General features: G+C 68.2%; 27 protein-coding genes. 13 read left to right on the top strand and 14 right to left on the bottom strand.

Going from position 1 to position 26040, the window contains the following annotated elements; translation table 11 throughout:
- Positions 1 to 44: 44 nt before the first annotated feature.
- From NJ1_RS24450 to NJ1_RS24435, 4 genes are all read right to left on the bottom strand, one after another.
- Complete coding sequence (locus NJ1_RS24450) at positions 45 to 1136, bottom strand: adenosine deaminase (protein ID WP_067698344.1); 1092 nt, start codon at positions 1134 to 1136, stop codon at positions 45 to 47.
- A gap of 231 nt (positions 1137 to 1367) precedes the next feature.
- A complete protein-coding gene (locus NJ1_RS24445) occupies positions 1368 to 1610 on the bottom strand; it encodes an excalibur calcium-binding domain-containing protein (protein ID WP_218025257.1) in 243 nt (80 codons plus the stop codon).
- Between the two features lie 438 nt (positions 1611 to 2048).
- Positions 2049 to 3335 carry a thymidine phosphorylase gene (locus NJ1_RS24440; RefSeq protein WP_067698490.1) on the bottom strand — a complete coding sequence of 429 codons (1287 nt, stop codon included), beginning with the start codon at positions 3333 to 3335 and terminating at the stop codon, positions 2049 to 2051.
- Positions 3336 to 3511: 176 nt separating this feature from the next.
- Complete coding sequence (locus NJ1_RS24435; protein ID WP_067698340.1) at positions 3512 to 3913, bottom strand: cytidine deaminase; 402 nt, start codon at positions 3911 to 3913, stop codon at positions 3512 to 3514.
- Positions 3914 to 4214: 301 nt separating this feature from the next.
- Here NJ1_RS24435 and sdhC point away from each other — a divergent pair, with 301 nt between their 5' ends.
- From sdhC to NJ1_RS24410, 5 genes are all read left to right on the top strand, one after another.
- A complete protein-coding gene (gene sdhC, locus NJ1_RS24430) occupies positions 4215 to 4607 on the top strand; it encodes a succinate dehydrogenase, cytochrome b556 subunit (protein WP_084478733.1) in 393 nt (130 codons plus the stop codon).
- A 9-nt stretch (positions 4608 to 4616) separates the two neighbouring features.
- Positions 4617 to 5048: a succinate dehydrogenase hydrophobic membrane anchor subunit gene (locus NJ1_RS24425; RefSeq protein ID WP_067698336.1), complete on the top strand. Its 432-nt coding sequence runs from the start codon at positions 4617 to 4619 to the stop codon at positions 5046 to 5048.
- A 16-nt stretch (positions 5049 to 5064) separates the two neighbouring features.
- Complete coding sequence (gene sdhA / locus NJ1_RS24420; RefSeq protein WP_067698334.1) at positions 5065 to 6861, top strand: succinate dehydrogenase flavoprotein subunit; 1797 nt, start codon at positions 5065 to 5067, stop codon at positions 6859 to 6861.
- Entirely contained in the window at positions 6861 to 7634 is a 774-nt protein-coding gene (locus NJ1_RS24415) for a succinate dehydrogenase iron-sulfur subunit (protein WP_067698332.1), read from the top strand. The genes sdhA and NJ1_RS24415 overlap by 1 nt, the downstream gene beginning before the upstream one ends.
- A 170-nt stretch (positions 7635 to 7804) precedes the next feature.
- Positions 7805 to 9427: an alpha/beta hydrolase gene (locus NJ1_RS24410; RefSeq protein ID WP_245717567.1), complete on the top strand. Its 1623-nt coding sequence runs from the start codon at positions 7805 to 7807 to the stop codon at positions 9425 to 9427.
- Between the two features lie 35 nt (positions 9428 to 9462).
- On the opposite strand, the gene NJ1_RS24405 is transcribed toward NJ1_RS24410, so the two are convergent.
- Positions 9463 to 10086 carry a PadR family transcriptional regulator gene (locus tag NJ1_RS24405; RefSeq protein ID WP_067698330.1) on the bottom strand — a complete coding sequence of 208 codons (624 nt, stop codon included), beginning with the start codon at positions 10084 to 10086 and terminating at the stop codon, positions 9463 to 9465.
- Positions 10087 to 10209: 123 nt separating this feature from the next.
- On the opposite strand from NJ1_RS24405, the gene NJ1_RS24400 reads away from it, so the two are divergent.
- The gene (locus NJ1_RS24400; RefSeq protein ID WP_067698328.1) at positions 10210 to 10671 is read left to right on the top strand and encodes a hypothetical protein; all 462 of its coding nucleotides are present in this window, start codon (positions 10210 to 10212) and stop codon (positions 10669 to 10671) included.
- A 404-nt stretch (positions 10672 to 11075) separates the two neighbouring features.
- On the top strand, positions 11076 to 11966 hold the full coding sequence (locus tag NJ1_RS24395) for a phenylalanine 4-monooxygenase (protein WP_067698326.1): 891 nt from the start codon (positions 11076 to 11078) through the stop codon (positions 11964 to 11966).
- Here NJ1_RS24395 and NJ1_RS24390 read toward each other — a convergent pair.
- Positions 11963 to 12574: an acyl-CoA-like ligand-binding transcription factor gene (locus NJ1_RS24390; protein WP_067698324.1), complete on the bottom strand. Its 612-nt coding sequence runs from the start codon at positions 12572 to 12574 to the stop codon at positions 11963 to 11965. The genes NJ1_RS24395 and NJ1_RS24390 overlap by 4 nt on opposite strands.
- Positions 12564 to 14078, bottom strand: a complete 1515-nt coding sequence (locus NJ1_RS24385; RefSeq protein ID WP_174557114.1) for an MFS transporter — start codon at positions 14076 to 14078, stop codon at positions 12564 to 12566. Before NJ1_RS24385 ends, NJ1_RS24390 begins: the two co-directional genes overlap by 11 nt.
- 210 nt (positions 14079 to 14288) lie before the next feature.
- Here NJ1_RS24385 and NJ1_RS24380 point away from each other — a divergent pair, with 210 nt between their 5' ends.
- Positions 14289 to 14960 carry an ester cyclase gene (locus tag NJ1_RS24380; RefSeq protein ID WP_067698320.1) on the top strand — a complete coding sequence of 224 codons (672 nt, stop codon included), beginning with the start codon at positions 14289 to 14291 and terminating at the stop codon, positions 14958 to 14960.
- Positions 14961 to 15097: 137 nt separating this feature from the next.
- The gene (locus NJ1_RS24375) at positions 15098 to 16459 is read left to right on the top strand and encodes a D-alanyl-D-alanine carboxypeptidase family protein (RefSeq protein WP_084478731.1); all 1362 of its coding nucleotides are present in this window, start codon (positions 15098 to 15100) and stop codon (positions 16457 to 16459) included.
- 33 nt (positions 16460 to 16492) lie between these two features.
- Here NJ1_RS24375 and yhjD read toward each other — a convergent pair whose 3' ends face one another.
- Genes yhjD through NJ1_RS24360 form a run of 3 tightly spaced genes read right to left on the bottom strand, consistent with a single transcriptional unit; the run spans position 16493 to position 19552 of the window.
- The gene (yhjD, locus tag NJ1_RS24370) at positions 16493 to 17506 is read right to left on the bottom strand and encodes an inner membrane protein YhjD (protein ID WP_067698315.1); all 1014 of its coding nucleotides are present in this window, start codon (positions 17504 to 17506) and stop codon (positions 16493 to 16495) included.
- A gap of 57 nt (positions 17507 to 17563) precedes the next feature.
- The gene (trpS, locus tag NJ1_RS24365; RefSeq protein WP_067698313.1) at positions 17564 to 18589 is read right to left on the bottom strand and encodes a tryptophan--tRNA ligase; all 1026 of its coding nucleotides are present in this window, start codon (positions 18587 to 18589) and stop codon (positions 17564 to 17566) included.
- A gap of 21 nt (positions 18590 to 18610) precedes the next feature.
- Positions 18611 to 19552: an oxygenase MpaB family protein gene (locus NJ1_RS24360; RefSeq protein WP_067698488.1), complete on the bottom strand. Its 942-nt coding sequence runs from the start codon at positions 19550 to 19552 to the stop codon at positions 18611 to 18613.
- A gap of 115 nt (positions 19553 to 19667) precedes the next feature.
- Here NJ1_RS24360 and NJ1_RS24355 point away from each other — a divergent pair, with 115 nt between their 5' ends.
- From NJ1_RS24355 to NJ1_RS24345, 3 genes are all read left to right on the top strand, one after another.
- Complete coding sequence (locus tag NJ1_RS24355) at positions 19668 to 20309, top strand: TetR/AcrR family transcriptional regulator (RefSeq protein ID WP_067698311.1); 642 nt, start codon at positions 19668 to 19670, stop codon at positions 20307 to 20309.
- Positions 20310 to 20402: 93 nt separating this feature from the next.
- Entirely contained in the window at positions 20403 to 20831 is a 429-nt protein-coding gene (locus NJ1_RS24350; RefSeq protein ID WP_067698309.1) for a PPOX class F420-dependent oxidoreductase, read from the top strand.
- Positions 20832 to 20964: 133 nt separating this feature from the next.
- Positions 20965 to 21870 carry a DMT family transporter gene (locus tag NJ1_RS24345; RefSeq protein WP_067698307.1) on the top strand — a complete coding sequence of 302 codons (906 nt, stop codon included), beginning with the start codon at positions 20965 to 20967 and terminating at the stop codon, positions 21868 to 21870.
- Between the two features lie 180 nt (positions 21871 to 22050).
- On the opposite strand, the gene NJ1_RS24340 is transcribed toward NJ1_RS24345, so the two are convergent.
- From NJ1_RS24340 to NJ1_RS24330, 3 genes are read right to left on the bottom strand one after another with little or no spacing between them, the layout of a single operon-like run.
- Positions 22051 to 22581 carry a barstar family protein gene (locus tag NJ1_RS24340; protein ID WP_067698305.1) on the bottom strand — a complete coding sequence of 177 codons (531 nt, stop codon included), beginning with the start codon at positions 22579 to 22581 and terminating at the stop codon, positions 22051 to 22053.
- Entirely contained in the window at positions 22581 to 23090 is a 510-nt protein-coding gene (locus tag NJ1_RS24335) for a guanyl-specific ribonuclease (RefSeq protein ID WP_067698303.1), read from the bottom strand. The genes NJ1_RS24340 and NJ1_RS24335 overlap by 1 nt, the downstream gene beginning before the upstream one ends.
- Entirely contained in the window at positions 23087 to 23893 is an 807-nt protein-coding gene (locus NJ1_RS24330) for an exodeoxyribonuclease III (protein WP_245717566.1), read from the bottom strand. The genes NJ1_RS24335 and NJ1_RS24330 overlap by 4 nt, the downstream gene beginning before the upstream one ends.
- A gap of 64 nt (positions 23894 to 23957) precedes the next feature.
- Between NJ1_RS24330 and ephH the strand changes: the two genes are divergently transcribed.
- Complete coding sequence (ephH, locus tag NJ1_RS24325) at positions 23958 to 24818, top strand: epoxide hydrolase EphH (RefSeq protein WP_245717565.1); 861 nt, start codon at positions 23958 to 23960, stop codon at positions 24816 to 24818.
- A gap of 207 nt (positions 24819 to 25025) precedes the next feature.
- On the opposite strand, the gene NJ1_RS24320 is transcribed toward ephH, so the two are convergent.
- Positions 25026 to 25901: an alpha/beta fold hydrolase gene (locus tag NJ1_RS24320; protein WP_067698300.1), complete on the bottom strand. Its 876-nt coding sequence runs from the start codon at positions 25899 to 25901 to the stop codon at positions 25026 to 25028.
- Between the last annotated feature and the right edge of the window lie 139 nt (positions 25902 to 26040).

The raw sequence follows: 26040 nt of genomic DNA, 5'->3' as shown, positions 1-26040 counted from the left end.
ATTGCGCCCAGGGTCAATCGATCAGGACGGCATTGCGCCCAGGGTCAGCCGATCAGGACGGCGTAGCCGGGCTTGATGATCTCGTCGATCAGCCGGAGGCGTTCGGGGAACGGGATGAAGGCGGACTTCATGGCATTGATGGTGAAGCGTTCCAGATCGCTCCAGCCGTAGCCGAAGGTCTGCGCGAGTTTGTGCATCTCCTCGCTCATGGAGGTGTCGCTCATGAGCCGGTTGTCGGTGTTGACCGTGACGCGAAATCGCAAGCGCGCCAACAGATCGAAGGGGTGCTTGTCGAGCGAGGGCACCGCGCCGGTCTGCACGTTGGAGGACGGGCACAGCTCGAGCGGAATTCGCATGTCGCGCACGTAGTTCGCGACGCGCCCGAGCACCGGGCCGTCGGCGGAGTCGGTGATGTCGTCGGTGATCCGCACGCCGTGCCCGAGGCGGTCGCAGCCGCAGAAGGCCAGGGCCTCGTGGATGGACGGCAGACCGAACGCTTCGCCGGCGTGAATCGTGAAGTGCGCGTTGTTGGATCGCAGATATTCGAAGGCATCCAGATGGCGGGTGGGAGGGTACCCGGCTTCCGCGCCCGCGATATCGAAGCCGCCGACGCCGCGGTCGCGCCAGCGGATGGTCAGCTCGGCGATCTCGCGCGAGCGGGCGGCATGGCGCATGGCGGTGAGCAGACAGATCACCCGGATGGGGGTGCCCGCCGCCGCGGCGTTCGCCTCGCCCTCGCGGAATCCGGCCAGGGTGTGCTCGACGACCTCGTCGAGGGTGAGCCCGCCCTCGAGGTGTTGTTCGGGCGCGAATCGCGACTCCGCGTAGACGACGCCGTCCGCCGCGAGATCCTCGGCGCATTCGCGCGCCACCCGGCGCAGGCCCTCGGGGGTCTGCATGACCGCGACGGTGTGCGCGAAGGTTTCCAGGTACCGCTCGAGGGATCCGCTGTCGGCCGCGTCGCGGAACCAGTTGCCCAGGGTTTCCGCGTCGCCTGCCGGTAACTGGTCGTAGCCGCAGTCGCGGGCGAGCTCCAGCACCGTGGCGGGGCGCAGGCCGCCGTCCAGGTGATCGTGCAGGACCGCCTTCGGCGCCTGGCGGATCGAAGCGAGAGTGAGGGGCGTCGGTCCAGTCATGTTCAAACGGTAGCCGCATTCCCGTTCTGCGGCATGGCAGTTGAGCTGTGTCCACCCACTCGTAGGCGTGTCGTTGCCCACCCATTGCTGGACTTATCGCGATCGTCACCGCGCGGACACCGAAACCGGGCCTCGAAAACCCGGGGATCGATGGTGGCGGTCGCCATCATCGCCCGCACGAGCGCGGACCCGGATGCCGCCGGACGATCGTGTCGAGCCGCTGCCGCGAAATCAGCCGCAGGCGATGCCGTCACCGTCGGGATCGAGCTGGCGGCGGTAGCCCGGCTGCCCGGCGAGCAGCGGTCCCTTGCCTTGGGACAGCACCTGGGTGCAGTTGGTATAGAACGGGTACGGCTCGGATTTGGGCGTCGCCGGCGGGGCCGGATCGATTCGCGGTTCCGCGCCCGCCACACCCGCGTGAATCGCGGTCAGCGGCAGCGCGACACCGACCGCCACCGCTCCCACCCATCTCATCGTCCGTACTCGGAAATCAGCTCTGCGCATCACCTTTCCCAGGCTAGGCCGACCCGGAGCTCCGCGCCGAACCCCAGTTCAGGACCGCGTGACGGTTCGCGCAGGCTCCGCCACCGAACTCGATCGGCCGACGCCGCGTCCAGGGCGGAGATCCCGACGCGCAGCTGCGTCCGCCCGCCACACCGAAACGGTGCCCCGCACCGGGCGGCGCACGCACCCCAGCCACATCCCGCCTGGTAGTTCACCTCCGCGTATCCATCCGCGACCGGCGGCCCGGGCCAGGCCCCGTGGCCGTCGCCGTCGCGCGATCCGAGCCGTCCGGCCCCGAGTCGGTTCCGGTGGGTCAGGGGGCTCACGCGGCCGACGATCGGGGCCGAGTGTGGACGTGGGTCAGGCGGGTGACACGGCCGAGGATCAGCGGCTCGGTCTGGACGTGAATCAGGCGGTCACACGGCCGAGGATCAAGGGCTGGGTGTGGACGTCCTCGGCGGCCCCGATGGTGCACGCGTCGCGCAGCAGGTCCGTCGCGACGGGAATCGCCTCTGGCGTGTCGGTGTGCAGGGTCAGGATCGGTTGCCCCTCGGTGATCTCGTCGCCCGGTTTGACGTGCATCTCGATGCCCGCACCGTGTTGCACGGGATCGCCCTGGCGAGCGCGGCCCGCGCCCAGTCGCCAGGTGGCGAGGCCGATGTCGAGGGCGTCGAGGTGGGTGACGGTGCCCGAGGCGGTGGCGAGCAGGGTTTCGGTGTGGCGGGCGGACGGGAGCTGGGCGTCGGGATCTCCGCCCTGCGCGGAGATCATCGCGCGCCAGTGATCCATGGCCCGGCCGTCGGCGAGGGCGTCGGCGGGATCGATGCCGTCGAGGCCGGCCTGGGCGAGCATCTCCCGGGCGAGGGCGAGGGTGAGGTCGACGACGTCGGCGGGTCCACCGCCCGCGAGCACATCGAGCGACTCGGCCACCTCCAGCGAGTTGCCCGCCGTACAGCCCAGCGGCGTATCCATGGCGGTCAGCAGCGCGACCGTGCGCACGCCCGCGTCGGTGCCGAGTTCGACCATGGCGGTGGCCAGTTCGCGGGCCTGGTCGAGTTGCTTCAGGAATGCTCCGCGCCCGACCTTGACGTCCAGCACCAGGGCCCCGGTGCCCTCGGCGATCTTCTTGCTCATGATGGAACTGGCGATCAGGGGGATGGACTCGACGGTCCCGGTGACGTCACGCAGCGCGTAGAGCCGTTTGTCGGCGGGGGCGAGATCGGCCCCGGCGGCGCAGACGACCGCGCCGATGGACGGGTCGGCGAGGATCTCGCGCATGCGCGCGGCCGAGATGTCGGCCTGCCAGCCGGGAATCGCCTCCAGCTTGTCGAGAGTGCCTCCGGTGTGGCCCAATCCGCGTCCGGACAGCTGTGGCACGGCGGCCCCGCACGCCGCGACCAGCGGCGCGAGCGGCAGCGTGATCTTGTCGCCCACGCCGCCGGTGGAGTGCTTGTCGACGGTGGGCCGGGGCAGGTCCCGGAAGTCCATCCGCCGACCGGACTCGATCATCGCCTGGGTCCAGCGCGCGGTCTCGCGGCGGGTCATGCCGCGCAACACGATCGCCATGGCCAGCGCGGACATCTGTTCGTCGGCCACCTCACCGCGGGTGAACGCGTCCAGAACCCAGTCGATCTGCGCGTCGCTGAGTTCCCCACCGTCTCGCTTCGCAGTAATCACCGACACCGCCGAATGCACAGTCACGCCTCCTACCCTGGCACGCCCGGCACGCCGGCGCACCGAACCTCGTACACCCCGGCTCGTCTCCGCAGCTCACGCGGAAGGCCCCCGGCGCCGGTATCGAAAGCCGCGTGCCGCACCGCCTTTCCGGCGGCCGAATGCCCGGCGGTAGCGGACAGCTATGGCCGCGGGAGCTACTGCTGCCCGGCTTCGAGGTCGCCGGGCCCGAAGGCGTCGGGCAGCAGGGCGCCCAGCGTCACCACCTCGCCGCGATGGTCGATCAGAAGTTCGGCGCCGCCGTGCTCGTAGAGCACCTGCCGGCAACGACCGCAGGGCATCAGGATTTCGCCCCTCGAGTCGCACACGGAGACCGCCCGCAAGCGCCCTCCGCCGGACGAAATCAAGTTACCGACCAGTACACATTCGGCGCAGAGCCCCAATCCGTATGAGATATTTTCCACATTGCACCCGCTCACAATTCGGCCGTCCGCGGTGAGAGCAGCCGCCCCGACGGGGAATCTGGAGTAGGGCGCATAGGCATTCCGCATGACTTCAGATGCCCTGTGGCGCAAGGTTTTCCAGTCAATATCAGACATATCGGACCATCCTCTCACGCCCATGCGGGGGCCCGTCCGGAAGCCTTCCGAGACCACCCGGAAAATCAGGAAAGGCAAACCTAACTTGCAACAATTCGGGCCAACGAGCGGCACGCCGAATTAGTTCCGTCAACACCCACGGATTAGAGTTCACGACAGATCGGTTCAGGATCCCGAATGCGGGCCTGCAGCACTGCCTACGGATGTTCATTCCTCTCCTGAGCAGGTGTTATCGACAGTCCGAAGGCTCCGCGGCCGGATCTGACCGGGTCCATCAACGACGTTGGAGGCACCGCACTCTATGACCACGCTAGAAGCTCCGGCCAAGCCGAAGCGGACCCTGTACCGAGGCGACCCCGGCATGTGGTCCTGGGCAATGCATCGAATCACCGGTGTGACGATCTTCTTCTTCCTGTTCGTCCACGTGCTCGATACCGCGCTGGTGCGCGTCAGTCCGGACACCTATGACCGCGCGATCGAGACCTACAAGAATCCCCTCGTCGCACTCATGGAGATGGGCCTCGTCGTCTGCGTGCTGTTCCACGCATTCAACGGCATCCGGGTCATCCTCGTGGACTTCTGGTCGAAGGGCCCCCGTTACCAGCGTCAGATGCTGTGGGTAGTCCTGGCCATCTGGATTCTGGTCGCGGGCGCAGGCGTCGGCCGCCAGTTCTTCTACCTGCTGACGAATTGAGCCGCTGACATGACCGCACCTGTCCTGGGCAAGTCCTACGACCGCCCCGCGAGCCTCGATGCTCCCCGCGCCCCCCGCCGCACCTCCGGCAACAACTTCGAGAAGTACGCGTGGCTGTTCATGCGTGCCTCCGGCCTGCTCCTGGTCGTCCTGGTCATCGGCCACATGACGATCATGCTGATGATCGACGGCGGCGTGCACCGGCTGAACTTCGCCTTCGTGGCCGGCCGCTGGGCCAGCCCGTTCTGGCAGATCTGGGACCTGACCATGCTGTGGCTGGCCCAGCTGCACGGCGGCAACGGCCTGCGCACGGTCATCGACGACTACGCCCGCAAGGACTCCACCCGCTTCTGGCTGAAGGCCGCACTGGTCGTCTCCATGATCCTGGTCATGGCCACGGGCACGTACGTCATCTTCACCTTCGACCCCAACATCAGTTAGGAACAGGCCACCTCGAATGAGTGAGCACAGCGAACGAATCAACACCGCTGAATCTCGTCCTGTTCAGGAGCACCGCTACGACGTCGTGATCGTCGGTGCCGGTGGCGCGGGCATGCGCGCGGCCATCGAGTCCGGTCCCCGGGTCCGCACCGCGGTGCTGACCAAGCTCTACCCGACCCGCAGCCACACCGGCGCGGCGCAGGGCGGCATGTGCGCCGCCCTCGCGAACGTGGAAGAGGACAACTGGGAGTGGCACACCTTCGACACCGTCAAGGGTGGTGACTACCTGGTCGACCAGGACGCCGCGGAGATCATGGCCAAGGAGGCCATCGATGCCGTGATGGACCTGGAGAAGATGGGTCTGCCGTTCAACCGCACTCCCGAGGGCAAGATCGACCAGCGCCGTTTCGGTGGCCACACCCGTGACCACGGCAAGGCCCCGGTTCGCCGCGCGTGCTACGCCGCCGACCGCACCGGCCACATGATCCTGCAGACGCTGTACCAGAACTGCGTCAAGCACGACGTGGAGTTCTACAACGAGTTCTACGTGCTCGACCTGATCATGACCGACGGCCCCGGCGGTTCGATCGCGACCGGCGTGGTGGCCTACGAGCTGTCCACCGGCGAGCTGCACATCTTCCACGCGAAGTCGATCATCTTCGCGACCGGCGGCTCGGGTCGCATGTACAAGACCACCTCCAACGCCCACACCCTCACCGGTGACGGCATGGCGATCGTGTTCCGCAAGGGACTCCCGCTGGAGGACATGGAGTTCCACCAGTTCCATCCGACAGGCCTCGCGGGCCTGGGCATCCTCATCTCCGAGGCGGTCCGAGGCGAGGGCGGCATCCTGCGCAACTCCTCGGGTGAGCGGTTCATGGAGCGCTACGCCCCCACCATCAAGGACCTCGCGCCGCGCGACATCGTCGCCCGCTCGATGGTGCTCGAGGTGGCCGAGGGGCGCGGTGGCGGCCCGAACAAGGACTACGTCTACATCGACGTCACCCACCTGGGCGCGGACGTGCTCGAGGAGAAGCTCCCCGACATCACCGAGTTCGCCCGCACCTACCTGGGCGTGGACCCGGTGCAGGAGCCGGTGCCGGTCATGCCGACCTGTCACTACGTGATGGGTGGCATCCCGACCAAGATCCGCGGCGAGGTGCTGCGCAACAACACCGACGTCGTCCCGGGTCTGTACGCGGCCGGTGAGTGCGCGTGCGTGTCCGTGCACGGCGCGAACCGCCTGGGCACCAACTCGCTGCTGGACATCAACGTGTTCGGCCGGCGCGCGGGCATCGCCGCCGCCGAGTACGCCGCGCGCAGCGAGTTCGTGGAGATGCCGGAGAACCCGGCGCAGATGGTGCAGGACTGGCTGGCGCTGATCCTGTCCGATCACGGCAACGAGCGCGTCGCGGACATCCGCACCGAGCTGCAGGCGACCATGGATGCCAACGCGGGCGTGTTCCGCACCGAGGACACCCTCAAGAAGGTGCTCACGGACATCCACGGCTTCAAGGAGCGCTACACGCGAATCACGGTCACCGACAAGGGCCGTCGCTACAACAGCGACCTGCTCGAGGCCGTCGAGCTCGGCTTCCTGCTGGAGCTGGCCGAGGTCACGGTCGTCGGCGCGCTGAACCGCAAGGAATCGCGCGGCGGCCATGCCCGCGAGGACTACCCGGACCGGGACGACACCAACTACATGCGCCACACCATGGCCTACAAGGAGAGCCCGGAGCTGATCTCCGACATCCGGCTCGACTACAAGCCGGTGGTGCAGACCCGTTACGAGCCGATGGAGCGTAAGTACTGATGACTGCCACACTCGACAAGGCGGTTCCGCAGACCCCGGCTCCGGTGCCGGACGGGTCGACCATGGTCACGGTCAAGATCGCCCGTTTCAACCCGGAGGACGGGCTGGGCAATCACTGGGACGAGTTCCAGGTGCCGGTGCTGCCGACCGACCGCTTCCTCAACGTGCTGATCTACATCAAGTCCTACCTGGACGGCACGCTCACCTTCCGTCGCTCGTGTGCCCACGGCGTCTGTGGTTCGGACGCCATGCGCATCAACGGCGTGAACCGGCTGGCGTGCAAGGTGCTGATGAAGGACCTGCTGCCCAAGGGCGGCAAGCAGCTCTCCATGACCGTCGAGCCGATCCGCGGCCTGCCGGTGGAGAAGGACCTCATCGTCGACATGGAGCCGTTCTTCGACGCGTTCAAGGCGGTGAAGCCGTACCTGATCACCTCCGGTAACGAGCCGACCCGCGAGCGCATCCAGTCCCAGCACGACCGGGCCCGCTTCGACGACACCACCAAGTGCATCCTGTGCGCCTGCTGCACCACCTCCTGCCCCGTGTACTGGAGCGACGGCAGCTACTTCGGCCCGGCCGCGATCGTGAACGCGCACCGCTTCATCTTCGACAGCCGTGACGAGGCGGCGCGTGAGCGCCTGGACATCCTCAACGACGTCGAGGGTGTGTGGCGCTGCCGCACCACCTTCAACTGCACCGACGCGTGCCCCCGTGGCATCGAGGTCACCAAGGCGATCCAGGAGGTCAAGCGCGCTCTGCTCTTCGCGCGCTAGGGATTTCGCAGTCGTACCCCGAGGCCGCTCTCATCTCCGGATGGGGGCGGCCTTCGCGTTGTCCTGCCCGGGCGTTCCGGCGGCTGTTTTCCTTCACAAAATCCAGAACGGTCGCCTCGATTCGCCGGTTCGGAGCGCTATGGTTCGGACGTGGGTTCGAGGGGGCGTCGATGATGTACGGGCACAGCACCGGGTTCCGCGCGCGTACGCCGGGCCGTTTGTCGGCGATCGCGCGGCGTCTGTCCGGGCCGACGCGGCGGCATCTGTCCGGGCCGACGCGGCGGCATCTGTCCGGGCCGACACGGCCGTCTCACGGCAGGCTGTCCCGGCTGCTCCTGGTCGGCGTGCTGCTCACCGCGGGCTGCGGAACCCTCGGCGGCGCTTCGGAATCGGCGCTGGACCGGTTCTACGAGCAGCATGTCGAGTGGGGCTCGTGCGCGGGGTATCCGGGCGCGAAAGAGTTGGTGGACTGGGGAACTCAGTGTTCGCGCGTGAGGGTCCCGCTGGATTACGACCATCCCGGCGGCGAGACCGCCGAGATCGCGATCTCACGACTACCGGCGCGCGGGAAGCGGATCGGTTCGCTCCTGACCAATCCCGGCGGCCCCGGCGGCGCGGGTCTCACCCGGTCGCTGATGCTCACGAATTCGCCGCTGTCCGAACAGTTCGACGTGATCGGGATCGACGTGCGGGGGCTGGGCGCCTCCACGCCGAAGGTGGCGTGCCGCACCGCCGAGGAGTTCGCGGCCGAACGCAACGACGCCGACCTCGACTACTCACCGGCCGGGATCGCCGCCACCGAGCAGCGGCGCAAGGACTTCGTCGCGAAGTGTGTGCAGCGCACCGGAATCGACGTGCTCTCCCATGTCGGCACCCGTGAGTCCGCGTGGGATATGGACGTGATCCGGTCCGCGCTCGGGGACAGGAAACTCACCTACTTCGGTTCCTCCTACGGCACCCGGATCGGCTCGACCTTCGCCGAGATGTTCCCCGATCGGGTGCGAGCCATGGTGCTGGACGGCGGGATCGACGCGAAGGCGGACATCGCCGACGCGGTCAACCGCCCGGCGGCACTGCAGCGAGCCTTCGACGCCTACGCCGCCTGGTGCACGAGATCCGCGAACTGCCCGCTCGGCAGCGATCCCGCCAAGGCCACGGAAACCTTTCGCGCACTGGTGAATCCGCTGCACGATCGCCCCGCCGCCACCGACGTGCAGCGCACCCTCGGATACAAGGACGCGGTGGCGGCGGTGAACATCCTGCTCTACAGCCCCGTCTCCTGGCAGAGCATCAGCACCGGCCTGACCGAGCTGACCAGGGGGCGCGGGGACACCCTGTTGTTCTGGGCCGATTTCGCCGCCACCAGCACCGTGGATCGCGATCTGCAGAAGGCGGTGCTCTGCCGCGAGGAACACACCACCGCGGACCGTGCCGTCGCCGCCGACCTGGATCGCAAGACCCGTTCGGCCGCACCGGCTTTCGACGACGGACGCGCCACCGGTCAGGTCCCCCTCGACGCCTGCGCCTTCTGGCCACTCCCCCCGGCGTGGCTCCCCCACTCCCCCGCCGTCACCCACCTGCCCAAGGTGGTCGTGATCGCCGCCACCGGGGATCCCGTAGCCCCCTACGACGGCGGCGTCGCCCTCGCACGCGAACTGGACGCGGCGCTGATCACCTACCAGGACTACCGCCACGGCGTGGTCGGTGTCGGCTCCGCCTGCATCGACGACGCGGTTGCCCAGTACCTCACCGTGCTGACCCCTCCGGAGAATCTGCACTGCCCCGCCGCCTGACCGCCAACGCGACCTCTGACAGCACCCCTACGGCGTCAACTTCCGGTGGCGGGCGAGGTTTCCTGGTGCGGGGCAAGGGATTCCCAGGACCAGGTGAGGGTCCCGGCGACGAGGTCGGCGATAACGCTTCGGACCCAGCGCAATTCGGCTTCGGTCATGGCGCGCAGGTATTCGTCTTCGAGCATGACCACACGTGGCAGGTGCATGCTCGCGGCCTGGACGGCGTCCTCGCCCATTTCGGTGAGGATGCTCTGGAGGGTATCGGCGCGGCGGGTGAGTTCCTCGCGCGCGCCGTCGGGGCCGAGCAGCATCAGGAACGACAGGGCCGCGGGGAATTCCGGGAATTCGTTGCGCGGGACCGCGACCATGTCGGCGAGCCAGGTCGCGCAGGCGGCGCGACCCGCCTCGGTGATCTCGTAGACGGTGCGCTCGGGATACTGCTGATCGCGGCCGGTTTCGCGGACCGCGACGAGTCCGGCCTCCTGCAGCCGGGCAATGGTCTTGTAGAGGCCAGCGCGCTGGCCGACATTGACGACCTTGTCCTTGCCCCACTCCTTGATGCGGCGCTGGATGGCGTAGGGGTGCATCGGCTCCAGGTGCAGGATCCCGAGCAGCGCCATGGCCAGGGGGGTCCGCTTGAACTGCGCCGATGCCGTCATGTCCCCATCGTACTAGATGCCCGGTTACTAGTTTCTCGGAAACTAGTTGCCAAGATACTAGTTCTCATGCAACTATTGAGGAGCAGGCGAACTCGACAACTACTCCCGACAAGGACCGAGATCATGAGCACCACCACCCCCGTTCGCATCCACACCGACCACGACACCACCAAGCGCCTCGGCGACTGGACCAGCGCCGACCGGTTCGACATCAAGGCCCGCTACGGCAGCATGGTCATCGACCTGCGCTCGCCGCTGATCGAGGGCGATCAACCCATCGAGATCCACGCCGACATCGACCACGGCATGGTCAAGCTCCTCGTCCCGGACGACGCCGTCATCGACCAGAGCGAGCTGCGGTGGACCGGCCGCGGCCGCGTGAAGGACTTCGCGCGGCCCTCCGATGCCGCGGGCCGTGTCATCCGGCTCACCGGTTCGGTCAAGTCCGGCGAGTTCCGCGTCCACCGCGCCGGAATCGCCGTGCTGTCGGCGCTTTTCAGCCGCGAGTTCTTCGAGGACGCCCGCCGCGCCCGCAAGGAGGGTCGCACCCCGACCCTGGTCGACCCGGCCAACGCCCCGCGCTGACCCACCGCCGTCCGGGTGCTGCAACACCCGGCCTCGGCTCGAACACCCAAGGCCGCCTTGCTCTTTCGAGCAAGGCGGCCTTCGGTGTTCCTCTCACGCGGCCGCGCCCGACACCGCCGCGGCCGGGCGGCCGACGGCCCCGTCCCGGCGTCGCCCGCCCGACCGCCCCCGATGGGCAGTCGCAACCTCTGGTGCCGCGCGATCGGCAGCCGATGACTCACCGAGTTGAACGGGAAGGCCCGAGCACGAGCCCGGGGTCAGCACATCACCCGGTGCGCTGGTTGTAAGGGTCTTCGCGTACGACTGCGCGCCTGAGCGGAGACCGCGCTCCCCGAACTTGGCAATCTGTTCAGCTGTCCGGGCTTTCGTTGTCGCCCGGGTCGCACAGTGATTGCATTCATGGCATGTTCACCGAGGCCCAGCTCTATTCGCCCGTCACCACGAGCGTCGACGGAGATGTGACCGTGCACCTGAGCGATGAGCATCCGGGGGTGCGCGATCCGGAGTACCGCGCCCGCCGCAATGCGATCGCGGCGCTGGCGCTGAGCCACCGGCCCGGGAGCCGGACCCCTCGCATCGATTACACCGGCGAGGAGCAGCGGGTCTGGCGGATAGTCTCCGCGGAGCTCGCCCGCAAGCGAGAGCGCTATGCCTCCGTCGAGGTGATCGAGGCCGCCGAGCGCCTGGGCTTGCCGACCGATCACATTCCACAGCTGGACGAGGTGACGTCGAAACTGGTGCCGCTCACCGGTTTCCGGTACGCGCCCGCCGCCGGACTGGTGCCGCTGCGGGAGTTCTTCGGGGCGTTCGCCGACCGCACCTTCCACTCCACCCAGTACATTCGCCACCATTCCGCGCCGCTGTACACCCCCGAGCCCGACGCGGTGCACGAGATCCTGGGCCACGCCAACCAATTGGCGAGCCCGCGCTTCGCCGCGATCTACGCCGAGGTGGGCGCGGCGGTCGCCCGGATCACCGGCGAAGCGGCGCTGAAATTCCTCGCCGACGTCTTCTGGTTCTCGATGGAATTCGGCGTGGTCCGCGAGGCGGGCGAAGTCCGTTGCTACGGAGCGGGTCTGCTGTCCTCGTTCGGCGAGATCGAGGAGTTCCGGCAGGCGGATCTGCGGCCGTTGAACATTCGCGAGATGGGCACGGCGGTCTACGACATCACGCACTATCAACCGGTGCTGTTCTGCGCCGAGTCGATCGACGAGATCGAGGACGTGGTGGGCGGTTTCTTCGCGACCGCCAGTGACGACGCGGTCGCCGCCCTGACCGGTGTGCAGCCGGTCTAGATCGGCATTCCGGCTTCCAGGAAATCGATGACGCGCAGAATTTTCTCGAGATCGAACGAGTGGCGCCCCATCTGCGCCAGCATCGCGCCGGTGAGCGCTCCGGCCAGCGCGCGGATCTCGAAATCGTCGGTGTCGCGCCCGGTTCGCGCCGCCGAGAGTTCGACCATCATCTCGATATTGCGGTCGAATTCACGAGCTATGACCCCGCGCAGTTCCGGCACCGAGAACACCAGATCGGTGCGCTCCCGCTCGAACGCGTAGTCCTCCGCGGACATCCCCTCGAAGGATTCGATGGTGGCCTGACGGAAGGCCGCGAGCAGCGACCGATCGGCGGGCTGGCGTTCGAACGCCTCGATCAGGACCGGGTCCAGATCGTCGGCGAGCACCACCTGTTCCTTCGAGGGGAAGTACCGGAAGAAGGTGCTGGGCGAGATGTCCGCGGCCTCCGCGATGTGCTCGACGGTGGTCTCGGTGTAGCCCTGCTCACGAAAAAGACGGAACGCCTCGGTGCGAATCGTGCGCCGAGTGCGTTCCTTCTTCCGCTCCCGCAGCGACGGCTTGGGCCGAAGCTGCGGGTCCGGGGACGTGGTGGTGGGCTCAGCCGGCATGCACCGATTGTGCAACATGGCTCTCGGGATTCTGTGGTTGTGCCGGTCGCCGGGTCGATACGGCGGCGAGCACGGTGGCGGCCAGGCAGATCGCGGCGCACACCCAGAGCATGAGGCTCATGCCGTCCATGAAGGCTGTCTGCACGTGGGTGAGCACGGCCGGATCCCCGAGCGTGCGCGCGACTCCGACGCCGGCATTGACGCCGTCGGAGACCGGGTCGTGGTTGAGCTCGCCCAGACTCGCGCGGTACTGCGTGGACAGCACGGTGCCCAGAACAGCGACACCGATGGTGCCCGCCGCCTGACGCAGCGCCTGCAGCAGCGCCGAGCCGGAGCCCGCGCGCTCGGGGGTGAGATCGTCCATGGCCAGACCCATGGCGGCGGGCATGACCAGCCCCATTCCGAACCCGAGCAGCGCGAGTGCGGTCGCCGCGAGCCCGTATCCGCTGTCCACGGTGAGCAGCGCACCCATCGCGAGTCCGGCTGCGAGCAGGGCGAATCCGACGGTGAGCACCACGCGCAATCCGGCCTTGGGCAGCACCTTGTCCACCACCCGGCTGCCGACCGCGAGGCCGCCGATCAGCGGCAGCAGTCGAAGCCCGCTGCCGAGCGTGTCGGTGCCGAGCACCGACTGGAAGTACTGCGGCATGGTGAAGAAGATGCCGAACATGGCGAAGTTCACCAGGACCATATAGACGGTGCCCCAACGGAATCCGCGGGCGCCGAACAGTCCGAGATCGATCAGCGGGTAGGTCGCGCGCCGCTGCCAGAGCACGAACGCGCCCAGAACCAGGACTCCGGCGACGATGGCCGCCCACGCGAGCCCGTCGCCCCAGCCTTCCTGGCCGCAGCGAATGAAACCGTAAGTGAGACCGAGCATTCCGAGGATCGACAGTCCGACACCCGGCAGATCGAGCCGGAACTTGGTGTCGGAACTCGACTCCGGCACCAGCAGCGCGACGGCGGTCGCGCCGACCGCGACCATGGGCACGTTGAGCAGGAACACCGAGCCCCACCAGAAGTGCTGCAGCAGCCAGCCGCCGACGATCGGACCCAGCGGCAGGCCGATGGCGGTGGAGGTGATCCAGATGGTGAGGGCGCGCTGGCGTTGCGCCGGCTCGGGGAACAGCCCGGGCAGCACCGACATCGACAGCGGCATCATGGCGGCCGCCGCGACGCCGAGCACCACGCGGGCGGCGATCAACTGCCCGGAGGACACGGCCAGGGCGCACGCCACCGAGGCGACGCCGAACAGCAGCAGGGCCCCGAGCAGGAACTTCTTGCGTCCGTAGCGGTCGCCGAGCGCGCCCGCCGGGAGCATGAACGCGGCCAGGGCCAGGGTGTACGCGCCACTGAACCACTGCAGTGCGGCGGTGTCGGCGTGCAGGTCGACGGCGAGGGTGGGCAGGGCGACGGTCAGGACGGTGACGTCGAGGCCGATGGTCAGCATGGCGACGGCCAGGGCGCCGAGCGCCAACCAGCGGCGCACGCCGGGTTCCTTCATGACAGATCCAATCATTTGGCTTCAACTAGATAATGAGAGCGTCTCTCATTTGATTGCAACTGTCAAAGCTTGTCGTGTCATCGACCCGCCTCTCGTTTACGGACACCTGTCCATCTCTCGATGCGACAGCGGCGTAGGGGGCTGCTACCTTCGTTCGGTCCGTTTTCAATTGGCAGACCCCGCAACGGGTCTGAATCTCTAAGGCTCGAAATGACTGTTGAAACAACCGAACCCGTCGAGACCCCCTTGCATCTGCAAGGGCGCGAAGCGGTTATCGCCGCCGCGGCCCCGGAAGACTGGCGGGACGGGGCTCCCGACTATCACCTCAGCCACCAGGTGATGCCGGTCGAGCGCACCACCCAGCACGCCCCCGATTCACTCGAGTTCATCGTCGAAGAGCTGGTCAAGGTCTTCGAAATGGAGGTCTCGCACAAGGCCGATCCGGCCAAGTGGGTCTCGCTGGTGGCCGAGCACTACCGCGGCCGCGTCAACGGCGGCAAGTGGCAGGACGCCCAGGAGTTCGCCACGATCGGCTCCTACAACATCCTGATCGGCGAGAACCCCTTCTACGACGTCGACAACGAGACGTTCGAGTCCTCGCACCACGTCTTCCACACCGCCTTCCCGGGCGGCTTCTTCTGGGAGGTGCTCGAGGTGCTGTCCGGCCCGCCGACGGTCACCTTCAAGTGGCGGCACTGGGGCCGGTACACCGGCGAATACAAGGGCCATCAGCCCACCGGCGAGCTCATCGAGATGACCGGCATCACCATCGCCAAGGTCGCCGATGACCTGCGCATCGTCGAACTCGAGCACTTCTACGACAACAACAAGCTGCTCGGCCCGCTGGCGCACGGCTGCCCGGTCACCAAGTCGGCGAACTGACGCCACACAGGCAGCGCGGATTCCGCACCGTCGTCCCCCGATCGCACAGCCCTGAGGGTCGGGGGATCCTCGCGGTCACGCCGCGGACCGGGCGTCGCCGCGCCGAGCGAGCGGGTTCGGCGATATTCTCGGGCGCGATGAGTATCCGCAGGCATTCGCGCCATGACCACAGTTCCGCGGGACACCGTCCGCGCCTTCGCGACCGGGCCCGCTCACCTCGCGTTCCGGTCCTCGTGGCCGCCGCGCTGACGGCGGGGCTCACCGCCTTCGCGGGCGTCCTCTACGCCCCGTCACCCGGTATCGCCGCAGCCCAACCGACAACCAGCACAACGCCTTTCACGACGCCGAACACCGAGGGCTGCCCGAACAAGACCACTCCCCCCTCGCCCATCGACACCTCCGAGGTGCCGGAGCCGGGTGAGACGACACCGAGCGCGCTGCCGATCCCGGATTCCGCGATCGGCGGAAGCAAGCTCGGCAGTTGCGGTCTCGTCGTGCCCAGCGGCGCGGGGGCGGTGCCGGAGGGCATTTCGGCCACGGCCTGGATGGTGTCGGACCTCGACACCGGCGCGGTGCTCGCGACCAAGGATCCACACGGGCGATACCGGCCGGCCTCCACCATCAAGGTGCTGCTCGCCGATGTGGCGCTGCGCGTGCTGGATCAGACGAAGGTGATCACCGGCACCCAGGACGACGCCAACGCCGACGGCACCCGGGTCGGCATCGGACCCGGCGGCAAGTACACGAATCGTCAACTGTTCCAGGGGCTCATCATGGCCTCGGGCAATGACGCGGCGCACGCGATCGCCGCGCAGCTCGGTGGCGACAAGGCCGCGGTGGCGAAGATGAACGACCGCGCGAAGGAGCTGCACGCCTTGGACACTCGCGCGGCGACGCCGTCCGGGCTGGACGGTCCCGGTATGAGCACCTCGGCCTACGATCTGTCGCTGATCTTCCGCGACGCGATGACGCTGCCGCTGTTCGCCGAGTTCATCCACACCGAGCAGGTCGACTTCCCCGGGTTCCCCGCCGATCCGAAAGACCCCGAGGACAAGGATCACCCGGGCTTCCCGATCGCCAACGACAACCACCTGCTGTACGAGTACGACGGCGCGATCGGCGGAAAGACCGGTTTCACCGATGATGCGCGGCAGACCTTCGTGGCGGCCGCGCAGCGCAACGGGCACCGGCTGGTGGTGACGCTGCTCAAGGCGGACGTGCTGCCGTTCCGGCCCTGGGAACAGGCCGCGAAACTGCTGGACTACGCGTTCGCGCTGCCGTCCGGGGCGAGCGTGGGCAGCCTGCCCGACAACACGGTGAAGGCCGGGAACTCCCCCGACTCGTCCGTGGTGCTCGCCAGTCCGCCGACCGACGAGGTCTCTGCCGATGATTCCGGGTCCGAGCACCGCGGGGTGCGCACGGTTCTCCTCATCGGCGGATTGATCGTCGTCGCGGCACTGCTGGGAGCCGCGGCCAGGCTCGCTCGCCGTCGGCGCTGACCGCGATCCGGCCCGACCGGACGACGCGGAGCCTCAGCGCTTGCGCCGCGACGAAAGCAGCGCCGCCACAGCGGCTCCCGCGCCGAACAGCGCCGCGCCCGCGCCCGCGGACAGGCCCGGACGGATCGCCCTGGTCTCGATGATGGCCGGGGCGGGCGCCGGAATATCCTCCGGCACTTGGTTCTCCGAGGCCGTCGCCGCCCAGGCGGTGGCGAACAGAATGATTCGCGCGGTGATGTAGGCGAAGACCATCAGCGAGATGATCGGGCCGAAGGTGACACCGGCCGGACCGGACACCACCGACCGCAGAATGATCGACGCGAGCTGCTTGAACAGCTCGAACGCCACCGCCGCGAACAGGGCGGCCCGGGCCGCGCTGCGCAGTGTGACCGCGTGCCGCGGCATGCGCGCGATGATCCACACGAACACCGCCCAGTTCGCCGCGACCGCCAGCAGCAGCGACAGCACGGTGAGCAGCACCGTCGCCCAGGGCGCGTCCTGCATTCCCCAGTGCCGCAGCAGGGTCGAGATCAGGCCGCTCGAGGCCAGGATCGACAGGCCGAGCGAGATCGCGATGGCCACGAACAACCCGACCAGCGCGGCCAGGTCCGACAGCTTGGTCACCGCCCAATTGCCCGGTTCGCTGGGCTGGTCCCACTGCTCGGTGAGCGCGGCGCGCAGGTTCCCGATCCAGCCGAGTCCGGCGTACGCGCCGGTCGCCAGACCGATCAGTCCGACCCCGGTGCGCGATTTCACGGCCTGATCGATCAGATCGTTGACCTGATCACCGGCCGAGCCCGGAATGTTCTCGACGATCTTGTCCTGCATCTCGACGAGCAGGTCCGGATTGCGCGACAGCACGAAGCCCGCCGCCGCGAAACCGACCATCAGCAGCGGAAACAGCGACAGCACAGTGAAATACGTGATGCCCGCGGCGTAGTAGTCACCACGCTGGCGCTGATAGCGTCCGCCCGCGCGCACCAGATGGTCGAGCCAGTGCCGCTTCTGGATCTCACGTTCGATCCATGCCTGGATCTTGCCGAACACCGCATACCTCCGCAACGCTCGGCGCGCGGGTGCCGACCGGATGGAACCGCACGCCGATCAGCGTGGCAGCAGCCCGACCCGGTCGTACACCTGCGCGAGTGTCTTACCGGCGATCTCCCGTGCGCGTTCCGCGCCGATGGCGAGAATGCGGTCGAGTTCGCCCTGATCAGACATATACTCTGTCACCTTCGCCCGCAGCGGGGTGACAAATTCGACCAGCGCGTCGGCGGTATCGGACTTGAGGTCGCCGTACCCCTTGCCCTCGTACTGCTGCTCCAGGCTCACGATCGGAGTGTCGGTGATGGAGCTCAGGATCACCAGCAGGTTGCTGATGCCCGGTTTGGCCTCCGGGTCGTAGCGGATCTCGCGTTCGGTGTCGGTGACCGCCGAGCGGATCTTCTTGGCGGTGACCTTCGGATCGTCGAGCAGGCTGATCAGACCGGCGTCGGAGGTGGCCGACTTGCTCATCTTCGCGGTCGGATCCTGCAGGTCGTAGATTTTCGCGGTGCCGGAGATGATGTACGGCTCCGGCACCACGAAGGTCTTCTTGAAGCGAGTGTTGAAGCGCTGCGCCAGGTTTCGGGTCAGCTCCATGTGCTGGCGCTGATCCTCGCCGACCGGCACCAGGTGCGGGCGGTAGAGCAGGATGTCCGCGGCCATCAGCACCGGATAGGTGAACAGGCCGACGGTCGCGTTCTCCGCACCCTGCTTGACCGACTTGTCCTTGAACTGGGTCATCCGGCTGGCCTCGCCGAAACCGGTGATGCAGTTCAGCACCCAGGTCAGCTCGGCGTGCTCGGGGACCTGGCTCTGCACGAACATGGTGGACTTCTTCGGGTCCACGCCCAGGGCCAGCAGCTGCGCCGCGGACTGCTTGGTGCGCTTGCGCAGCTCCTTGGGATCCTGCGGCACCGTGATGGCGTGCAGGTCCGGGATGAAGTAGAAGGCGTCGAATTCGTCCTGGAGCCGCACCCAATACTGCACCGCGCCAAGGTAGTTCCCGAGATGGAACGAATCGCTGGTCGGCTGGATCCCGGACAGGACCCGCTGCTTGGGCTCGGCGGCTGGTTCAGGACTGGACATGCTCCGATCTTCCCATGCCCATCAAGCCGAATTTCGCGCCACCCAGTTCCGTGGATCCACCCCCGGCATACTGGGCCGACCAGCGTGCACGAGCTCCTGTTCGCGGCGTGTCGCGATCTTGTAGAGCGGGTAGCTCGGCCCGGTCAGCGAACCGCGCAGCAACCGGGGGGCCAGCGGCGGGGTGAAGTGCGCGGCGCGAACGGCCCGGGCCAGCGTGCGGCAGGCCAGTTCCTCGCGAATGCCCCAGTCCAGACCGTAGATCCGGCGGATGCGGTCGGGCAGGCTGCCCTGCACGAGCAGGTTGAAGCCGCCGAGCGCCTGCTGCACGGGCATCGAGAGCGGATAGGCGATGCGCTGGCCCATCAGATACGCGCCGACGAGTTTCGCCTCCTCGGTGAGGAACAGTTCGTCCGAGGCGAGGTAGGCGTCGAAGTCGCGGCGGAATCGCGCGTAGGTCTCCGGCGCGGCGCTGCGCGGCATGCCGAACAGCTCACCCCAGCGCACGTAGTCCTGATAGAGGCCCTCGCGCTCACCGTCGGTGAGTCGGCGGACCAGCAGATCGTGCATGGCCTCGGCGGAGTCGAAGGTGAAGGCCATGGTCATGAACATCAGGTGCGGATCGTGTGCGGAGTAGCGGGTGCCGGCCGGATGGTGTGCGCCCGCGTCCTCCGGGAGCGCGCCGCTGACCTTGGCGTGCTTCTTGTCGGTGAAGGCCCGGGCGCGGTCGGCTTCGGCCTTGCTGCCCAGGGACACGGCTTCGAAGAGCCTGCCGGTCAAGGCGAGTCGCGTGTACGGGGTGGTGCGGTGCTCGGTGTTCTCGGCCGTGCCGACGTAGAGCAGCGGGTTGATCGCGCCGACGACCAGGGCGCGCTGGCCGTAGGTGAGCCCAACGGCTCGCTTGCGCATGACCCGCCGAATCATGGAGTCGTCGGAGAAATATCCGGGTTCCGGACGTGCAGGCATCGTTGCCTCCTCGAACAGGGTGTGTGCCGCGCACCACATCTGGGTACAGCGTCTCTCGGATCACGAATTCTGGCAAGGCCTGCTACCAGAATTGCCCTCGTGCCAGAATCGAACCGTGACCGGGCAACGGACGTACGGCGGCATCTCCGCGGAAGAACGCCGCGCCCAGCGCCGCGCGGCCCTGCTCGACGCCGCCCTCGACATCCTCGGCGACCAGGGCGTGGACAAGCTCACCGTCTCCGCGCTGTGCACCCGCGCCGGGCTCAACGAGCGCTACTACTACGAGAACTTCGACAGCCGCGACGCCGTGCTGGGCGCGCTGTTCGACACCATCGCCGAGGAACTCGCCACCGCCCTGCTGCGCGCGGTGCAGACCTCCCCCACCGGCACCCGCGACAAGGCCCACGCCGCCATCACCGCCGGCATCGGCGTCCTCACCGACGACCCCCGCAAAGCCCATGTGGCCCTGCTGGTCAGCTCCTCCACCCCCGAGCTGCGCACCCGCACCACCCACACCATCCGGGCCTTCGCGCACCTGGTCGCCGCCGAAGGCATCGACTTCTACGGCCTCACCGACGAAAACCCCGCCCCCGCAATCAATTTCCGCGCCACCTACCTGGTGGGCGGCCTCGTCCAAACCCTCACCTCCTGGCTGCAGGGCGACCTGCCCATGACCCGGGACGAACTCATCGCCCAAACCACCGACGTCTTCGTCCTGCTCGCCGAAGATCTCGCCGGGCAACTCCGCGCCGACTGACCCGCCGCCACCCGATGTCGATCCGACCGCAGTGCCGCATTTTCATCTCCGAAGCGCCGGAATGAATGGCACGGCGAAAGGTTGGTACACAGCATGAAACTCGATGACGCAGCTCGCGAACTCATCGGCGCGGGGGCCGATGCCACGATCGTCACGCTGAATCCGGACGGGAGTCCGCAGATCAGTGTGGTGTGGGTGGAATTGCAGACCACGCCCGAGGGCGACGACGAATTGGTGGCCGGGCACTTCGGCGTCTACCAGAAGATTCGGAACGTGCGGCGGGACGGGCGGGTCGCGGTGACCATCCTCTCGCCCGAGCAGGGCGGGGTGATGCGCCCGTACATCGCGATCAACGGCACGGCGCGGATCACCGAGGGCGGTGCGCCCGAGGTGCTGACCCGTCTCGCCAAAGCCATCGTCGGCCCGGACGCCACCTTCCCGCCGCCGGACTCCCCGCCCGGCTACCTCACCCGCATCCGCATCGACAAGGTCGGCGGCATCGGCCCCTGGGCCTCGAAGTAACCGCCGAACCTGTCCGATTCGTTCGGTCCGATCCGTGACGCGTCCACTTCCGGCTCGGGACGCCGTGCGATCGCTTCGGAGCGGGAGCCGGGGCGCGCGGGGTGAGCGGGCGTAGGCGGGGCAGACTGGGGCGATGTCTGGTCATCCGGTTGCGGCGGTGGTGTGCGCGTTCATCGGGGCGGTGATGTTCGCGGTGGGGGCGGTGGCGCAGCAGCGGGCCGCCGCCGACGTGGGTGAGGGTGAGGCGTTGATGGCCTCGCTGATCCGGAGTCCGCGGTGGTGGGCGGGGCTGTTCGGAGATCTGGGCGGGTTCGGATTCCAGGTGGCGGCACTGGCTTTGGGTTCGGTGCTGGTGGTGCAGCCGATCCTGGTGACGGCGCTGGTTTTCGCGTTGCCGCTGGCGGCGCACTACAGCGGGCTGCGGGTGACACCGGTGATGTGGGGGTACGCGGCGGCGCTGTCACTGGCGCTGGCCGTGTTCCTGGTGGTCGGCGATCCGACGGAGGGCATCACGAATGCGTCGTGGCAGCGGTGGGCCGGGCCGCTCGGCCTGCTGATCGCGGTGGTCGTGGCGGGTGTCGTCGCGGGTTCGACGGTGAAAGCCCCTACGCTGCAAGCTCTTCTGCTCGGCACCTCGGCGGGCCTGCTGTTCGGCGCGTCCGCCGCCCTCACCACGCACGTCACCGAGCTGTTCGGCGAGAGCATCACCGCAGCCCTGACCAGCTGGGAGCTCTACGCCATGGCCGCGGGTGGCGTGATCGGCCTCTACCTGCAGCAGCGCGGTTACCAGGTCGGCCCACTCTCGGCCTCCCTGCCCGCCTTCACCGTCGCCGAACCCCTCGGCGCGGCCTTCCTCGGCCTCACCGTCCTGGACGAGCGCCTGCGCAGCGGTCCCGTCGGCACCGTCTTCGTCCTGGTCGCGGTCCTGGTGATGGGCATCGGCGCGGTTCGCCTCTCCCGCGCCCAGGCCGCCGACACCGATTCGCCCGCGCCGCGGGACATTCCACACACCGCCGAGACAGCGTCGAACGACAACTGAGCCCGCTCCGGCCCGGACTACCCCTCGGTTCGCGCGCACCGTGGCCCGGCGGCGATCGCTCGAGCAGCTGGGACCTCCCCGCGAAGGGATATGCGGGTTCCGGCGCAGCGTCGGTATCGACGCGAAACGGCGGCTGCCCGGCCGCGTGAGTTCGCGGTCGGGCAGCCGGGACGCACGGGATCAGGACTCTGTGGCCGAATCCGGTTCCAGGGCAAGGGTTGTCGCGGGGAGACCGGCGGGGGCCGCATCCTGCAGGACCACCCGGAAGGCGGTGTCGCGGGTGGACCAGACCGTGGCGGCGTCGGTGACGGCCTCGGCGAACCAGGCTCGTTCCCCGGGCTGGTCGGCGAGCAGGAGGGCGGCGTTGCGGATCACCACCACGTACCCGTCGGCGGGACCGACGAAGTCGTCCAGATCGCGGAGGCATTCGTCGAAGGCGTCCTTGTTCTGGCCGAAGTAGTAGGGGAATTGGAACGCGGCGGCGAACTCGTCGAAAAGGTCCGCGACGGTGCGCATCTTGCGGCCGCGGAGTTCGCGCGCGAGATAGCCCGCGGGGATCGCGCCTCGGACGGAGGAGAATTCGGCCGCACCCACGGGCAGCACCCCGACCACCGGGATCCGCGCGCCCGATCCGGCGGCGCGCGCTTCGCCCCGCACGCCGGAACCCACCGGCGCCGAGAGGAACTGCGACAACGTGACGGTTTCGCTCATCAGCGCATCCTCGTGAAGGTCGAGTAGTGGTCGCCGGTGTACCAGGCGGAGCCGTCACTGCCGGTGACGATGCGCTCCGCGTCGCGATCCTGGCCGCGGCGTTTGGGGTTGACGTCCCACTCCTGGTAGGTGATTCGCTTACCGCTCGAATCCTGAGTGGGGAGATCGCGGCCGCGGTTCATCCAGGTGTCCCCGCCCTTGGTGCCGGGCGCGTTCGCCGAACCCGGCCAGCGCCCCGCGTCGATCTCGACGAGGGTGTCGTAGGCCTTGCCCGGAACGCCCGCGACCCGGGACGGCGCGAGGACGCTCTGCTCGGCGGCATCGGGGGCCTGCGTTCTTCCACCGGGCTTGGGCGCGGTGCTCTTGCTCGCGGTCGAGGTGGCCGCCGCCTTGGCGCCGGTTTCCCCGCTCCGGTCGTCGCCGCCGCGCGAGGCGACCACGGCGACCAGCACCAGTGCGAGAGCCACTCCCAGCAGCAGCCAGGCGCGCACCTTGGGCGACACCTTCATCGGTATTGCACCGTGACGGGCGCGTGGTCGGACCAGCGCTCGGCGTAGGTCGCGGCGCGCTCCACCACGGCCTGCTTGGCGCGAGAGGCGATTTCGCCGCGCGCGAGCTGGTAGTCGATGCGCCAGCCGGCGTCGTTGTCGTAGGCGCGACCGCGGTAGGAGTGCCAGCTGTACGGTCCGGGCACGCCGGGATGCAGGTCCCGCACCACGTCCCGATATCCGGCGGCGAGCATCGAGGTCACCCAGGCGCGTTCCTGCGGCAGGAACCCCGAGTTCTTGACGTTGCCCTTCCAGTTCTTGATATCCAGCTCGGTGTGCGCGACGTTCCAGTCGCCCATGATCACGAAGTCACGTGCGATGGCGGTCATCCGCGCGCCGATGGCATCGAGGAACCGGTACTTCTCGTCCTGCATCGGGGTGTCGGCCTCGCCGGTGTGCACGTACACACTGGCAACGGTGAGGTCGTCGAAATCGGCCTCGATGTAGCGGCCGAGCGGGGCGAATTCCTCGACGGCGGACCAGGTTCCGGCCTCGTCCACCCCCACGCCGATCCGCACCGCGTCGGGTTCGCGCCGGGACAGGATCGCGACCCCGGCCCGGCCCTTGACGCCCGGTTCGGCATTGCTCAGATACCAGCCCGCGTCCAGCGCGGGAGCCAGCACGCTACGGGTTTGCTCGTCGGTCGCCCGCGTCTCCTGCAGGCATACGATGTCGGTTTCGGTATCCGCCAGCCAGGCGAGCAATCCCTTGCCCGCCGCCGCACGCACACCATTCACGTTGACTGTAGAGATGATGTAGGCCACCGTACGACCGTACAATGCGGGACATACAACCTTCTCCGCGGACATCGAGGTCCAGGAAGGGGTGATGACGATGACGTCAGGCACTCCCACGCCCGCCACCCCGCTCGCGCCCATGCGCGCCCTTCACACCGGTTCCGGTGATCCCCTGCTCCTGCTGCACGGCTTCATGATGTCGCCGCACTGCTGGGAACAGGTGGCACAGCGCATGTCGAGTCATTGCGAGGTGTTCGCTCCGGCCTTCACCGGCCATTGGGGCGGCCCCGATTTCGACGGCTGGTACCTGGATGTCAGTGCCCTTGCCGATCGAGTCGAGAATCAGCTCGACGAGCTGGGTTGGCGCACCTGCCATATCGCGGGCAATTCGCTCGGCGGCTGGGTGGGCTTCGAACTGGCGCGCCGCGGCCGAGCCCGCACCCTCACCGCAATCGCCCCGGCGGGTGGCTGGCAAACGCTGTCCCCCCTGCAGATTCGGGTCGGCCTCAAGTTCCTGTCCCTGGTCCCGGTGGTGGAGCTCGGCAAACATCTTCCGCACGCCATCGCCTTCAGCGCGCCCATCCGCCAGGCCGTGGCGATGATCCTGAGCAAGAACACCGCCTCGGCCCCGCGCCGCGCCATCGAGGCCGCCATCACCTCGGCGATGCACTGCAGCGCCATGCTGCCCATGCTGGCCGGCGGCATCCGCGCCTCGGAGCTACCCGATATGTCGACTCTCGACACGCCGGTGCGCCTGCTCATGTGCGAGAACGACCGGGTGATCCCCTACCGCGCGTACGCCCGTCGCTTCCTGCAGGAACTGCCCGAATCCGCCGACCGCATCCTGGTCCACGACGTCGGCCACGTCCCGATGCTCGAGGCGCCGGACCGCATCGCCACCCTGATCGCCGAGCACGTCTACGCCAGCCGCACCCGCCTGCGCGCGGTCTGACCCGTCCGACGCGATCCACGGCGTGTCCGAACGCGCACCGGTGGGCCACAGGCGCCCGAGCGACGGGTTCACGAATGCCGCACTCCGCGTGAGCGATTCGGCAAACGAGGTCGTCGCCCGAACGCGAGTCCGGCGGGATCGGGTGCACTCGGCCGGGTGCCGGGGCGCGTCCGGATGCTCGCGCCTCGGCTGTTCCTCGATGGTCGTTCAGCCGACCTCTCCGTGCCGCGCGGACAGCCGCCGATCGATGAAATCTGTTATCAGCACGGCGGTTCCGGCAGGGTCGTCGAGTTGTGGGCAGTGCCCGGCATCGGGCAGGACGATCAGGGAACTGCCCGGAACCATGGCGTGCAGAGCGCGGCCGGACTGCACCGGAATGATGCGGTCCCGGCGGCCGTGCACGACCAGAACGGGGCAGTGCACCGGGTCGGGGGTGTAGCCCGACACCGACTCGTGGGCGAAACGCACTGCGTGCTCGGCCATCCAGGCGAGGCCCGTGGTGGTGCCGTAGCGGTCTCCCCACAGCCGCATGAGGTGTCGATCGGCCCGGCGCGGGCTGCCGTAGAGCAGCACGCGCAGGCCGTTCTCCACCAGCCACCGGGTGGGCCGTGCGGGCATGCGCACCCGGTGCAGGACTCGGGCCAATCTCGGCGCGAACGCGGTGCGCGAGAACCTGGCCAGCCAGTTCGCGGACAGGGTCGGCTCGTCCAGCGCCACGATGCCGAGCACCAGATGCGGAGTGCGTTGCGCCGCCCGGATCGACTCCGCGACCCCGAGCGAATTGCCGACCAGCACCGCGGGACCGGTCTCGGCCAGCACCCCGTCGACGAATCGATCCAGTTGCGGCAGCAGCGGTCCGGGCGCGAACGCATCGGCCACGCCGAATCCGAGCACGTCCACCGCCCGCGCGTTCCGCCCGGGCAGCCTTCCCAGGACTCCGCGCCAGGTCTCGGCGGTGTCGGCGAACCCGTGCAGCAGCACTATCGACGGCCCCTCGCCCCGCGTCACCAGTTCGCGGGTGCTGACGCCCGCGTAATGCGCTGGGCGCTCCAGAATTTCGGCTCTCGCAGGGGGTGACGACATTGTCACGACTACTCCTCGATGGGCTGTCCGCCTGTCGCGGCACCCGATTCGGCACGACCGACCACACCGCACACCCCGACGATCGATGCGGCCGCTGGGACAGAGGGCATGGTTGCTGCGAGAGGTGTTCGCAGCATGC

The sequence above is a fragment of the Nocardia jejuensis NBRC 103114 genome (genome assembly GCF_001613145.1).
Lineage (GTDB): Bacteria > Actinomycetota > Actinomycetes > Mycobacteriales > Mycobacteriaceae > Nocardia > Nocardia jejuensis.
The sequence above is the reverse complement of the archived record's forward strand: the minus strand, read 5'-3'. Positions and strand labels throughout refer to the sequence as shown.

What these genes read in the sequence shown, in the direction of transcription:
- NJ1_RS24360 (WP_067698488.1), bottom strand. Translation starts at nt 19,552, where the DNA reads ATGCCTGCACGTCCGGAACCCGGATATTTCTCCGACGACTCCATGATT.
- NJ1_RS24415 (WP_067698332.1), top strand. Translation starts at nt 6,861, where the DNA reads ATGACTGCCACACTCGACAAGGCGGTTCCGCAGACCCCGGCTCCGGTG.
- NJ1_RS24405 (WP_067698330.1), bottom strand. Translation starts at nt 10,086, where the DNA reads ATGACGGCATCGGCGCAGTTCAAGCGGACCCCCCTGGCCATGGCGCTG.
- sdhA (WP_067698334.1), top strand. Translation starts at nt 5,065, where the DNA reads ATGAGTGAGCACAGCGAACGAATCAACACCGCTGAATCTCGTCCTGTT.
- NJ1_RS24340 (WP_067698305.1), bottom strand. Translation starts at nt 22,581, where the DNA reads ATGAGCGAAACCGTCACGTTGTCGCAGTTCCTCTCGGCGCCGGTGGGT.
- sdhC (WP_084478733.1), top strand. Translation starts at nt 4,215, where the DNA reads ATGACCACGCTAGAAGCTCCGGCCAAGCCGAAGCGGACCCTGTACCGA.
- NJ1_RS24380 (WP_067698320.1), top strand. Translation starts at nt 14,289, where the DNA reads ATGACTGTTGAAACAACCGAACCCGTCGAGACCCCCTTGCATCTGCAA.
- NJ1_RS24375 (WP_084478731.1), top strand. Translation starts at nt 15,098, where the DNA reads ATGAGTATCCGCAGGCATTCGCGCCATGACCACAGTTCCGCGGGACAC.
- NJ1_RS24450 (WP_067698344.1), bottom strand. Translation starts at nt 1,136, where the DNA reads ATGACTGGACCGACGCCCCTCACTCTCGCTTCGATCCGCCAGGCGCCG.
- trpS (WP_067698313.1), bottom strand. Translation starts at nt 18,589, where the DNA reads ATGTCCAGTCCTGAACCAGCCGCCGAGCCCAAGCAGCGGGTCCTGTCC.
- NJ1_RS24410 (WP_245717567.1), top strand. Translation starts at nt 7,805, where the DNA reads ATGATGTACGGGCACAGCACCGGGTTCCGCGCGCGTACGCCGGGCCGT.
- NJ1_RS24390 (WP_067698324.1), bottom strand. Translation starts at nt 12,574, where the DNA reads ATGCCGGCTGAGCCCACCACCACGTCCCCGGACCCGCAGCTTCGGCCC.
- NJ1_RS24320 (WP_067698300.1), bottom strand. Translation starts at nt 25,901, where the DNA reads ATGTCGTCACCCCCTGCGAGAGCCGAAATTCTGGAGCGCCCAGCGCAT.
- NJ1_RS24445 (WP_218025257.1), bottom strand. Translation starts at nt 1,610, where the DNA reads ATGAGATGGGTGGGAGCGGTGGCGGTCGGTGTCGCGCTGCCGCTGACC.
- NJ1_RS24400 (WP_067698328.1), top strand. Translation starts at nt 10,210, where the DNA reads ATGAGCACCACCACCCCCGTTCGCATCCACACCGACCACGACACCACC.
- NJ1_RS24385 (WP_174557114.1), bottom strand. Translation starts at nt 14,078, where the DNA reads ATGAAGGAACCCGGCGTGCGCCGCTGGTTGGCGCTCGGCGCCCTGGCC.
- NJ1_RS24425 (WP_067698336.1), top strand. Translation starts at nt 4,617, where the DNA reads ATGACCGCACCTGTCCTGGGCAAGTCCTACGACCGCCCCGCGAGCCTC.
- NJ1_RS24335 (WP_067698303.1), bottom strand. Translation starts at nt 23,090, where the DNA reads ATGAAGGTGTCGCCCAAGGTGCGCGCCTGGCTGCTGCTGGGAGTGGCT.
- NJ1_RS24435 (WP_067698340.1), bottom strand. Translation starts at nt 3,913, where the DNA reads ATGTCTGATATTGACTGGAAAACCTTGCGCCACAGGGCATCTGAAGTC.
- NJ1_RS24345 (WP_067698307.1), top strand. Translation starts at nt 20,965, where the DNA reads ATGTCTGGTCATCCGGTTGCGGCGGTGGTGTGCGCGTTCATCGGGGCG.
- NJ1_RS24395 (WP_067698326.1), top strand. Translation starts at nt 11,076, where the DNA reads ATGTTCACCGAGGCCCAGCTCTATTCGCCCGTCACCACGAGCGTCGAC.
- NJ1_RS24350 (WP_067698309.1), top strand. Translation starts at nt 20,403, where the DNA reads ATGAAACTCGATGACGCAGCTCGCGAACTCATCGGCGCGGGGGCCGAT.
- ephH (WP_245717565.1), top strand. Translation starts at nt 23,958, where the DNA reads ATGACGATGACGTCAGGCACTCCCACGCCCGCCACCCCGCTCGCGCCC.